Annotated in this window: 10 protein-coding genes; 4 read left to right on the top strand and 6 right to left on the bottom strand. The window is 61.9% G+C overall.

Features of this window, described 5'->3' with window-relative positions; translation table 11 throughout:
* Positions 1–2: 2 nt before the first annotated feature.
* The 6 genes from DTP52_RS05815 to DTP52_RS05790 form a co-directional block, all read right to left on the bottom strand.
* Positions 3–800 carry a DUF4123 domain-containing protein gene (locus tag DTP52_RS05815; protein WP_109752271.1) on the bottom strand — a complete coding sequence of 266 codons (798 nt, stop codon included), beginning with the start codon at positions 798–800 and terminating at the stop codon, positions 3–5.
* Entirely contained in the window at positions 797–2,104 is a 1,308-nt protein-coding gene (locus DTP52_RS05810; RefSeq protein ID WP_109752269.1) for a type VI secretion system Vgr family protein, read from the bottom strand. The genes DTP52_RS05815 and DTP52_RS05810 overlap by 4 nt, the downstream gene beginning before the upstream one ends.
* A 268-nt stretch (positions 2,105–2,372) precedes the next feature.
* Entirely contained in the window at positions 2,373–4,286 is a 1,914-nt protein-coding gene (gene speA, locus DTP52_RS05805) for an arginine decarboxylase (RefSeq protein WP_109752267.1), read from the bottom strand.
* A 211-nt stretch (positions 4,287–4,497) separates the two neighbouring features.
* Positions 4,498–4,869 (bottom strand): translation initiation factor Sui1, encoded by a 372-nt coding sequence (locus tag DTP52_RS05800; RefSeq protein WP_109752265.1) that lies wholly within the window; start codon positions 4,867–4,869, stop codon positions 4,498–4,500.
* 168 nt (positions 4,870–5,037) lie between these two features.
* Entirely contained in the window at positions 5,038–5,595 is a 558-nt protein-coding gene (locus tag DTP52_RS05795; RefSeq protein ID WP_109752263.1) for an NUDIX hydrolase, read from the bottom strand.
* Between the two features lie 3 nt (positions 5,596–5,598).
* Positions 5,599–6,666: a DUF2333 family protein gene (locus DTP52_RS05790; RefSeq protein ID WP_109752262.1), complete on the bottom strand. Its 1,068-nt coding sequence runs from the start codon at positions 6,664–6,666 to the stop codon at positions 5,599–5,601.
* A 285-nt stretch (positions 6,667–6,951) separates the two neighbouring features.
* Between DTP52_RS05790 and DTP52_RS05785 the strand changes: the two genes are divergently transcribed.
* From DTP52_RS05785 to accB, 4 genes are all read left to right on the top strand, one after another.
* Positions 6,952–8,622 carry a PleD family two-component system response regulator gene (locus DTP52_RS05785; RefSeq protein WP_109752260.1) on the top strand — a complete coding sequence of 557 codons (1,671 nt, stop codon included), beginning with the start codon at positions 6,952–6,954 and terminating at the stop codon, positions 8,620–8,622.
* Positions 8,623–10,072: 1,450 nt separating this feature from the next.
* The gene (locus DTP52_RS31535; RefSeq protein ID WP_370873795.1) at positions 10,073–10,621 is read left to right on the top strand and encodes a methyl-accepting chemotaxis protein; all 549 of its coding nucleotides are present in this window, start codon (positions 10,073–10,075) and stop codon (positions 10,619–10,621) included.
* Between the two features lie 279 nt (positions 10,622–10,900).
* Positions 10,901–11,353: a type II 3-dehydroquinate dehydratase gene (aroQ, locus tag DTP52_RS05775; RefSeq protein ID WP_109752257.1), complete on the top strand. Its 453-nt coding sequence runs from the start codon at positions 10,901–10,903 to the stop codon at positions 11,351–11,353.
* A 48-nt stretch (positions 11,354–11,401) separates the two neighbouring features.
* Positions 11,402–11,866 carry an acetyl-CoA carboxylase biotin carboxyl carrier protein gene (accB, locus tag DTP52_RS05770; protein WP_030138029.1) on the top strand — a complete coding sequence of 155 codons (465 nt, stop codon included), beginning with the start codon at positions 11,402–11,404 and terminating at the stop codon, positions 11,864–11,866.
* The last annotated feature ends 14 nt before the right edge of the window (positions 11,867–11,880 follow it).

Below are 11,880 nucleotides of genomic sequence, written 5' to 3'. Positions count from 1 at the left end.
GTTCAATCCTGGCCGTCCTGCCAACGCCGTCGCAACTGATCGAGCCGTTCACGCTGCGAACCGCCCACCAAGTCCGGCACCGGCCGGGCCTCGGGGTATTGCAGGCGCAGCCACAGCCAGTCATCGAGCACTGTCCGCTCGGTAAACCCCAGCGTCAGTCCCTGCTGCAAATCCTCCCAGAGCCGACGGTAATCACGCCCGGTGGCACGGGACCATTGCCAGGCATGACGCTCCAGCAGGCATCGTTGCAACTGGCTCTGCTGTCGATCGCTGAGGCTGTGCTCCGTCTCCAGCGCCGCCACCGGCAGCCCCGGGTTGGACAGTTGTTGCCACCCCTGGCTGCCGATCGCCCGGTCGGCCCAGGTGCCACCAAACCAGCGCAACAGACTGATCGGACCCAGCCAGCAACTGAGCTCCCGAGGGTCGCAGCCGTCGAAGAAATAGCTGGCGATGTGCGGGTTGTAGTAGCTCAACAAGGCTTTGTGATGCAGGCCTAGCGTCACCGTCAGCATGCGCCGCAGATGCGCCAGCAATTGCTCGGCGGGCGATGAGCTGACCAACAGCAGCCCCGGCCAGGAACGTGGGTCCAGGTGACAGAGGCTGACCAGCGCAGGCGATTGACGCAGATCCACCAGCAGCGGGCCGTGCTCTCGCAGCCCATGCAGCTCGGTACCTTCAAACAGGGCAAAGCACCGTGCCTTGGCGAACTGCCCGTGCACCAGCCGTGCGGCTGCAGGCGCACTCGGTACGTCGAGCAACAGCCATTGCGGCGTTGATCCAGGCAGGACGGCGGCACTCATCGAGCAACGCCCGCGCCACGCCCCATGAGCATACGGCAGGTGCACAGCGGTTGGGCGCAGGGGCTGAAAGGCCCGCCTTCGGGCAACAGGCACAACAAGACCAGCGGCTCGGCGTCGCGGATTGCAGACAACAGGAGCGGATCGGCAACAGACTGCACAAATGTTTCGCCTGAGGATGATTCATCCGCAACCTCCCCTGAGACAGGCGCGTCCAGAAATGCACTGATCAATGGCCGATCCGGATCGCCTTCGATAAAGCTCACCAACACCTCGGTGCCGTCACACAGGGCGCCCGCTCCGCCCGCGACCAGTTCGGGCGCCAAGGGTAGCCAGCAATGACTGGGGCTGGAACCTTCGCCCTGGTAGACCCAGTCAAACTGCACCGCCACACGCCCTGCCCCCAACGCTGGCGGCTCGTCCACTGCCACGACCCAGCCGCGTTGCCGGCTCACCATCCGTGGTTTTGCCGGGATCTTATCCGGCACGAACAGCACGCCCCGGGGAATGGCTTTGAAATGATTGCCGTACACCCCCGCCTGCACCCGGTGCTCGACCTTCGTCAACAGCCAGCGCCGGTTCCAGCCAGCAAAAGGATGAGCCGTCAGCGACAACATTCGACCACCATGCAGGTTCATCAAATCGCTGCGGCCCTGGGCGACCTGCTCCCCCGACACATCGGTCTGCACGCTGAAGGTCCGCACTGCGGCAGTCGCCTCGTCGTCCGCGTAAACCGCTGTACCGACGGGGGGAAAACTGTGGGCATTGTCGGCGAACACCAGACAGTGTCCGTCCTGGGTGTGTTCGAAATGAAAATGAATGCCTGCCTGGGCGCATACGCGTTGAAGAAACTGCAAGTCCGATTCCCGATACTGGGTACAGAAGTCCTGTGGCGGATAATCACCAATCAAGTCCAGGCACAGGCCGCGGCCGCTGATGCCATGGGCCTTGAGCACCTGGCGAATGATCTGCGGCACCGAGCGGGCGCTGAAGACCCGCTGGCTGAAGCGCTGCGCCAGACAGGCCAGCTTCGGTCCGATACGCACCCGGCAGCCGGCGCCATGAGGGTGTTGGACCAACTCATGAAGCTGCCCATGAATGCCCCGGCCTGGGGCCCCGAAGCTCAGCCAGACGCTGCGGTATAGCAGGCCCGCCAAGTCCAGGTTCGCATCGGGCAACAACAGCTGCGCTTCATAAACGAAGGGTTCGCTGATGGTTTCGCTACCCGTGAAAGCCACGACGTCAACGGGCTCGGGCAGACCGGCTATCTCCAGACGAAATGCTGGTTCGCTGGCTGGATCGGACATCGGCGTTTCTCTACAGGAGGGGCGGTCGGGGATTCTCGCCGAGAGCCATGGCCGAGTAGAGGGGCCAAGTACAAGTTAGGAAAGGGACTACACGAAATAAGGACATCGCCGGTTAAACGCACCGGAGGGAGGAAATAGCCGTGGCGTAAACAAAAACGCCCTCCGGAACTATCCGAAAAAACCCGCAACATGCGGTGTCTTTTCTGACAGCTCCGGAGGGCGTTGCCGATCAGTTAAAAGGGTGAGCCCCTCGCCACAAACTTGCCCATCAAGACGACAGGTAGGACGAACGCGTCAACCCCAGGCGCAAGGCATCGAGGAACTGGGTACGTTCGGCGGCGCTGATGCGGGCGCTGGCGCACTTGTCGCGGTAGTGAGTCATCAACTCCTCCGGCGACAAGTGCACGTAGCGCAGCATGTCTTCGATGGTGTCGTGGGTTTCGATACCGGCGTGATACACGCTGCCATCGGCGTTCTGGTAGATGTTCACCGAGTCGGTGTCACCGAACAGGTTGTGCATGTCACCGAGGATTTCCTGGTAGGCGCCCACCAGGAAAATGCCCAGCAAGTAGTCTTCACCTGGATTGAGACCGTGAACCGGCAGGCTGGTCTCGATGCTCTGTTCGTCGACGTACTGCTTGATCTTGCCGTCGGAATCGCAGGTCAGGTCTTGCAGCACGGCGCGACGCAGCGGCTCTTCGTCCAGACGATGCAACGGCAGGATCGGCAGCACCTGGCCGATGGCCCAGGTGTCCGGCAGGCTCTGAAACACCGAGAAGTTGCAGATGTATTTGTCGGCCAGCTTGTCGTTGAGCTCATCCAGCACTTGCCGATGGGAACGCTGGCGGGCCTTCAACGAGTTGTGCAGGCGACGGCACACCGCGAAGTAGCACTGCTCGGCCAAGGCTTTTTCAGCCAGGGTCAACTTGCCATCGGCATACTGGGTCGCCACATCGCTCATGTAGTGAGTGGCGCGCCAGTAGGTCTCGGTGACCATCTCGATATCGGTCGGGCCCAGCAGGTCAACCAGCCATTGCACGGTTTCCGGCAGGCTTTCCTTGTTTTCGATCACCGGCACGTCATCGTTGTGTTTCTCGACGTCGGTCACCTGCACCACCAGCATGGCGTGGTGGGCGGTCAGCGAGCGGCCGCTTTCGGAGAAGATGTGCGGATGCGGCAAACTCTGGGCATCGCAGAACTCCTTGAGCATGCCGACCACGACACCGGCGTAATCGTCCATGTCGTAGTTGATCGAACTGGCGTTGCGCGAGTGGGTGCCGTCGTAGTCCACGCCGAGGCCACCGCCGACGTCGATGTGATCCACCGGCAGGCCGAGGTTGCGCAGTTCACCGTAGTAACGGATCGCTTCCTTGAAGCCGTGCTGGTAGTCCGCCAGGTTGGCGATCTGCGAGCCCATGTGGAAGTGCAGCAGGCGAATGCCCTGGTCCAGGCCGGCCGCGCGGAAGCGCTCGACCACCGACAACAGTTGCGCGGCAGACAAGCCGAACTTGGATTTCTCGCCACCGGTATCAGCCCACTTGCTCGATGCCAGGGACGACAGGCGCACCCGCAGGCCAACCTGTGGCTTGACCTTGAGCGCCGCAGCCTCTTCGATCACCAGACCGACTTCGGACTCTTTCTCGATGACGATGAATACATTGTGGCCCAGCTTCTGGCCCATCAGCGCCAGGCGGATGAACTCGCGATCCTTGTAGCCGTTGCAGACGATGGTGCCGCCCTTCGGCGCCAGGGCCAGCACCGCCAGCAACTCCGGCTTGGAGCCGGCTTCCAGGCCGATGGAGACGTTCTGGGTGGCGATGATGTTCTCGATCACCGCTTCTTGCTGGTTGACCTTGATCGGATAGAGCGCGGTGTACTTGCTCTGGTATTCCAGGCGCGCGATGTTGCTGTCGAAGGCACCGGTGAGCTGGCGTACACGGTCTTGCAGGATGTCGGGAAAGCGCACCAGCAAGGGCAGCGACAGGCCGCTCTGGCGCAACTGATCGACTTGCTCGAACAGGTCGATGGGCGAGCTGCCGGGACCGTTCGGGCGGACTTCGACGCGACCGGCTTCATTGATCGCGAAATACCCGGCCCCCCAATGGCGAATCCCGTAAACACTGCGGCTGTCCGCAACTGTCCATTGGCTGCCATCGTCTTTGCGTGTGCGTCGTACGGACATCGAAGTCCCCTATAAAGAAGTCAAAATGCACCATCCGGTCGGAGGCTGGGGCAGTCTAGAGAGTGAAAATGACGAATTGCCTGTTAGCAAGGTAGACCCTGCTCCCAGCGATGAGTTTAGAAACCCGTTCAGAACAGGCTCTGTGAAAACCATGCGGGCGACCTCGAACGTGGGGTTCGGGTCAAGCCGAGGGTGGTTTTCACAGAGGCTGCTAGCCGCCGGATTTCTTTGCCTTGAAACCGTGCTTGACCAGTTCCGCCAGCAGCAGTTCGACGTGATCGCCCTGGATCTCGATGACGCCGTCTTTCAATGCGCCACCGGTGCCACAGCGTTTCTTCAACGTGGTGGCCAGTTCCTTGAGCGCATCTTCGGCCAACGGCACGCCGGTGATCGTGGTCACTGTCTTGCCGCCGCGGCCTTTGCTTTCACGGCGCACGCGCGCAATGCCGTCACCTTCAGGGATGGCGGTCTGTTTGCAGATGCAGGCATTCACCGGTTGACGGCAATCAGGACAATGACGACCGGCGTCGGTAGAAAATACCAGGCCGCCCAAGGCGGCGAAGGATGCGGCTTTTTTGGCCACCGGCAATCCTCTTGGGAGGACAAAGACTGGCCGAGGGGGAACGTGCCTCGACCGCGAAACCCCACTCAGGCAGGGGCAGCGCTACTGGACCGCAGAGACGGTTCAGCTTGAAAAGTCGCGCAGTGTAACGGCAAAAAGCCGACTTGCTAAGGGCCAATCAGCGCCAATTTATAGCTTCTTTGCGACGCCGTCGCCATGGACCCGCAAATAGCGTTCGAGCGCCGCCAAAGAGTCCGGGCAGTAGGGCTTGCGCTGGATTTCATCGAGCACCTGTTCGAGCGGCAGGAAACGCGCCTCGAGGACTTCTTCCGGTTGCAGGACCAGCGGGCCGTCCCACACCGCCGAGAACGCCGAGCACCACAGGCGACTGCCGGGGTCTTCGAAATAAAAATGGTCGTGGGCGGTCAGTTCCACGCCGCTCACACCCAGTTCCTCCGCCAGCTCACGGGCGGCCGATTCGGCATAGGTCTCATCGGCCTGCACCATGCCACCCGCCGCCACGTCCCAGAAACCGGGGTAAATGGCCTTGCTCAGGGTACGCCGGTGCACGCAGAGCTCACCGGCCGAGTTGAACAGCATGATGTAGGTGCCACGTCCGATCAGGCCGCGTTCGCGCAGCTCTGAACGCACCAGGCTGCCAAGCAGGTTGTCCTGCTCATCGACCCACGCGATCAACTCGGCATCCGAGGCCACTCGGTGAGCGACCTCCCGGGGGCTTTCGCTCATGTATCAGCCCTGGTTCAGCAATTGCCGCAAGTCGATGACCGCTGCGTTGGCCCGGGAAATGTAGTTGGCCATGACCAGCGAGTGGTTAGCCAATACACCGAAGCCGCTGCCGTTGAGGATCATCGGGCTCCAGACAGGTTCCTGGGACGCTTCCAGTTCACGAATGATCTGCCGCACGCTGACCGTGGCGTTCTTTTTTGCCAGTACATCGGCGAAGTCCACTTCGATGGCGCGCAGCAGGTGCGACAGCGCCCAAGCCTGACCGCGGGCCTCGTAGAACACGTTATCGATTTGCAGCCACGGGGTCTCGACCACCTCTTCATCCACCTGCGGCACCTGGCCCGGGGCCGGAACTTCGGTTTTCAGCGAGGTGTTGAGCTTGACCCGGCCAACGCTGGCCGACAGGCGCTGGGACAACGAACCCAGGCGAGTGCCGACATCCCCCAGCCAGTTGTTCAGGTTGTCGGCACGGGCGTAGAACAGTGCACTTTTCTGGCTTGGGTCGGACAGGCGCGCCTGATAGCGGCTCAGGGAGTTGATGCCTTCCTGATACTCAGACTCACTGGAGGGCAGCACCCAACTGCGGTTGTCGAAGTTGAAGCGCGGCTCGGCCTTGGCCAGGTCGGCGTCCTCGGCGGACTGGGACTGGGAACGGGCGAAGTCCTTGCGCAGGGCACGGCTCAGGTCGCGGACCTGCACCAGCACGCCATATTCCCAGCTCGGCATGTTGTCCATCCACAGGCCTGGCGGGAAGCGGTCATTGGAGATGTAGCCACCCGGCTTGGTCAGCAGGGTCCCGGCCACCGTCTTGAGCGTCTCGACCGTGGTGTAGCCCACCACCATTTGCCGGCCATCTTTCTCGGCCGCGGCCTGGGCGTTCTGCTGCACCGGGAACAGCGCGGGCTCCTGGCTCCAATACCAGCCGACGGCAATGGTCACCAACAGGTAGAGGCCGATCAGCGTAGCCAGTGCGCGGCTGAAAAAAAGCCCGCCCAGGTAGCTGCGGGCCTCCGATTTCGGCTCGGCGGCACGTTCAGGCGCGCTGCCCGCGCGGTTTTTCCAGTCCAGCATGGCGATATCCCTTCAATCACTTGAGTTCACGGTTCGACCACAACCCTACGCCATCGTGCCTGATTTGAAACGCGATAATGCGCCACCAATCATGCCGGCCACGACAGGGCAGTCGAACCGGCACTATAAAGGAAGCGCTGCCAGCGGCCTATGAGACTGACCGGTCACAAACTGAATTTCGTGCCAGGACAGATTATTGACGTATGACACTCATGTGGGTGAAAAGAGGTGCTAGCATAGAGCCACCAGTCGACCTCAGCATGCACCCTAACTAGTTGTCAGGATATGACCGAGCCAGAAGACCCCAGCCGTGAGCGCCTCAAGCACCACTTTGCCCAGCGGGTAATTCATCAGGCTCGTCAGATCCTGGAGATTTGGCAGCGCCTGCAACGCACTGAGTGGTCAAGCACCGACCTGGCGGAGCTCAGCGAGGCCAATCTGCGCTTGCTGCGCTTTGCCGAGCGCTTCGAACAGCCCGAGCATTCCCAACTGGCCCAAGGCATCAGCCAGTCGTTGCAAGCGGTGGACGCCAATCGCGGACGCCTGAGCAGCCACCTGATCACCGAAATCAACCGCTTGATGCAGCGCTTGTCTCGTACCGGCCTGCGCCACGGCGACCAGCTCGAACAAACCCTCCTGCCACCGCTGCGCAAACCCATCTACGTGTTGCTGCAGGACCATGACCGCGCCGAGCGCCTGGCCAAACAGCTGGAGTTCTTCGGCCTCAGCGCCCAGGCGCTGGACAATGTCGCGGCGTTCCGGGCCGCGATGGTCGAGCGTCTGCCGGCAGCGATCGTCATGGATGTGGATTTCAGCGGCCCCGGCGCCGGCCTGAAACTGGCCGCCGAAGCCCAGGAAGGCCTGGAACAACCGCTGCCACTGTTGTTCTTCAGCCTGTTGGAAACCGACACGCCGACACGCCTGGCCGCGGTGCGCGCCGGTGGCCAGGAATTTCTCACCGGCACCCTCGAAGCCTCGAGCCTGCTGGAAAAGATCGAAGTGCTGACCTGCGTCGCCCAGTACGATCCATACAAAGTGCTGATCATCGATGACTCCCGCGCCCAGGCCATGCACACCGAACGCTTGCTCAACAGCGCCGGCATCATCACTCGCACGCTGATCGAACCCATCCAGGCCATGGCCGAACTGGCGGACTTCCAGCCCGACCTGATCATCCTCGACATGTACATGCCGGCCTGCACCGGCACGGAGCTGGCCAAGGTGATTCGCCATAACGACCGTTATGTCAGCGTGCCGATCATCTACCTGTCCGCCGAAGACGACCTGGACAAACAACTCGACGCCATGAGCGAAGGCGGCGACGACTTCCTGACCAAACCGATCAAGCCCCGGCACCTGATCACTACCGTGCGCAACCGTGCCGCCCGGGCGCGCAACCTCAAGGCGCGGATGGTGCGCGACAGCCTCACCGGCCTGTACAACCACACCCATATCCTCCAGTTGCTCGAGGATTGCAGCTTCCGCGCTCGACGCGAAGGCAAGCCCCTGAGCTTCGCCATGCTCGACATCGACCATTTCAAACGAGTCAATGACAGCCACGGCCATCCCATGGGCGACCGGGTGATCAAGAGCCTGGCGCTGTTTCTCAAGCAGCGCCTGCGCAAGACCGATTTCATCGGCCGTTACGGCGGCGAAGAATTCGCCATCGTCATGCCCGACACCGATATCGACGCCGCCTGCAAGGTGCTGGATGAAATTCGCCAGCGCTTTGCCGAAATCCACTATCCGGCCCAGCCCCAGGATTTGTGGTGCACCTTCAGCGCCGGCGTGGTGGAGATGAGCGATGACTCCGACAGCCTGATGATGGCCAGCCAGGCGGACGAAGCGCTGTATCGCGCCAAGCACGCCGGGCGCAATCGGGTACAGAGCGCCCGGCAATCAAAGCAAAGTGCCACCTTTTCATCGGAATCGACCGATTCGGTCATAAACCTGTAACGCAAGCGCAATAAATTCAGGCACTTACGATTCTGCCCTTGGTAGACCCTTGATGCGCCTGAAGCTGCTGACCAATCTCAATACCCTTCTTCTCGTTGCCGTGTGCCTGGGTCTTGGGGCCACGCTATGGTGGTCGCAGATCGCCCTGGAACGACCCTACTTGCTGATGGAGCGCTACCTGGGCCTGTCGCGGCAATTCCAGGGCGACGTGGCGCGCAACATCGAGGACTACCTGGCCAGCGGCGACGCCTTGCGCCTGAGCGCGGCGACCCAGGCCCTGGAGACCCTGCAAAAAGACCTCGATCAGTTCCCCCCGGCACTGGCCAAGACCCTGCGCCCGAGCCTGTCGAACCTCGACGGTTTCAGCAAGACCGACCTACTGGCCGCCGGCAAACTGGCCGGCGATCCGCAAGCCTTATTGTTGCAAGCCGAGCGCGAACTGAGTGCCAGCCTCGACCAACTGGCCCAATACGCCAATGGCACCCCTGCCTACTTGCCCGCATTGTTTGCCGCTTCACAGCACCTGGGCCGGTTGTCTCTCACGCGGGACAAACTGGTCAGCAGCGGTCGCAGCGAATTGGCCGCCGACGTCGAGCGGGAACTGGCGAGCATCCGCCTTGAGGCCGAACGCCTCGACAGCCTGCCACTGCTGGGCGTCACTACCAGCAGTGAATCGGGCAGCGATGATTTCGCCGCGCTGATGGGCCTGGAGGCCCAGGAAAAAGCCGCTGCCGAAGATGCCGGCATCGCCCTCAAGCGCGAACTCAACAGCCTGCTGGGTCGCTATCCCGCCGAATTGACCCGCACCCGCGAACTGATCCAGAAACGCACCGAACTGAGCAGCGCCACGCATCTGAAAATCACCGACGTGCAACAGGCGATCGATGCCATGGAACCGGCGGTGCGGGCCCAGCATGGGCAGATCCAGGGCGAGGTTCGCCTGATCCAAGGGGTGATGATTGGCTTGATCCTGCTGATCGCGCTGCTCATCGACACCTTGCAGCGACGCCTGGCCCGCACCTTGACGCACCTCGCTCCGGCCCTGTCGACCTGGGCCGAAGGGGATTTCAGCCGCGATATCCATGTCGGCGCCAGCAATCGCGAGTTGCAAGACATCGAAGCGTCGCTCAATCGTCTGCGCGCTTATCTGGTGGACCTGGTGGGCACCATCCGCGTCAACGCCGAACAGGTCGCCGGCAGCAGCCGGGCCCTGGCCGAGTTGAGCGGCGAGCTACACAGCGGCGCCGAGGATCAGGCCGGCGACACGGCGCTGATCCGTGATTCCCTCAGCGAACTGGAAGCGACGATCCAGCAAGTGGCCGGCGATGCCAGCCAGGCCGCGGATGCCAGCCGCAATGCCGGGCAGGCGGTGGAACAAGGGCAGAAAGTCATCGGCCTGAGCCTCACGGGCCTGCACGCACTGGTGGGGGAAGTGCAGGACAACGCGCAGATGATCGAACAACTGGCCGAGGAATCGGCCACCATCGGCGGCGTGCTGACGGTGATTCGCTCGATTGCCGACCAGACCAACCTGCTGGCCCTCAACGCCGCCATCGAAGCGGCCCGCGCCGGGGAAATGGGCCGAGGCTTCGCGGTAGTAGCCGAGGAGGTCCGCTCCCTGGCCCAACGCACGGCCGGCGCCACCGCCGAAATCCAGACACTGATCGCCCGCCTGCAACTGGCCGCGCGCCAATCGGTGGACGGCATGCGCGCCCAGGTCGAACACGCCGAAGCCACCGCCAACCAGGCGCAGGCGGCCGACGGCGCGCTGGACGAAATCGTCGGCGCCATCCAGACCATCTCCGCCACAGCGGTACGTATCGCCGACGTCACCGCCCAACAAAGCGGCGCCGTCAGCGAAATCCGCGATCACAGTGAGCGGATTCATCAATTGGGTGGCGATAATCTGCTACGCATCGGCCAAGGGCGGGAACAGGGCGATAACCTGCTGGTGCTGGGCGGGCGGCTGCACACGGCGGTGCAGGCGTTTCGGGTTTAAGCAGCACAGATCCATTGTGGGAGCGAGCCTGCTCGCGATTGCGGTGGGTCAGCGTGCATCGATATTGAATGTGCCGCCGTCTTCGTGAGCAGGCTCGCTCCCACAGGGCTCAGGACAGGCCGGCGAAACCGGGGATGACCGGATTTTGGAGGTTGGTCACAAATTTCGCGTAAACATCGGTCATCGTGCTGGCTATTGCCGAGAACTGGACAGTCATTAAGGCTTTGCGGCATAGTCGCCAGGTTCTGATACCTGCTCACAGATAACAAGGAACAGCAGATGGCGACCCTATTGGTCCTGCATGGACCCAACCTGAACCTGCTGGGCACCCGTGAACCGGGCGTCTACGGGGCCGTGACACTGGCCCAGATCAACCAGGACCTTGAGCAGCGGGCCCGCAACGCCGGCCATCATTTGCTCTATCTGCAAAGCAACGCCGAATATGAATTGATCGACCGTATCCATGCCGCCCGTGGCGAAGGCGTGGATTTCATCTTGATCAATCCAGCAGCTTTTACACACACAAGTGTCGCATTACGTGACGCGCTGCTGGCGGTGAGCATCCCATTCATCGAAGTGCATTTGTCCAACGTGCACAAACGCGAACCTTTCCGTCATCACTCCTACTTCTCCGATGTAGCAGTGGGAGTGATTTGCGGCCTCGGCGCCAGTGGTTACCGACTGGCCCTGGAGGCCGCCCTAGAGCAGCTTGAAAGACCGGCAACAGCTTGAACAACAAGCGTTAAACGCCCCTGACCGACCCTTGGGAGTTGATGATTCATGGATATCCGTAAAGTTAAGAAATTGATCGAATTGCTGGAAGAGTCCGGCATCGACGAGCTTGAGATCAAGGAAGGCGAAGAGTCCGTACGCATCAGCCGCCACAGCAAGACCCCGGCCCAGCAGTTCTATGCACCGGCCCCAATGCAGGCTCCAGCCGCCGCGCCCGCTCCAGCCGCCGCCCCGGTTGCCGCCGCAGCGCCAGCCGCACCTGCGGCACCAGCGCTCAACGGCACTGTCGCCCGTTCGCCAATGGTGGGCACGTTCTATCGCAAGTCTTCGCCATCCTCGCCGTCCTTCGTTGAAGTCGGCCAGACCGTGAAGAAAGGCGACACCCTGTGCATCGTCGAAGCCATGAAGATGATGAACCACATCGAAGCTGAAACCAGCGGTGTGATCGAATCCATCCTCGTCGAAGACGGCCAGCCGGTTGAGTACGACCAACCGCTGTTCACCATCGTTTGAACCGCGGAGAGCCT

Source organism: Pseudomonas sp. 43mfcvi1.1 (assembly GCF_900115935.1).
Taxonomy (GTDB): domain Bacteria; phylum Pseudomonadota; class Gammaproteobacteria; order Pseudomonadales; family Pseudomonadaceae; genus Aquipseudomonas; species Aquipseudomonas bijieensis.
This window is presented reverse-complemented; position numbering and strand designations above follow the sequence as displayed.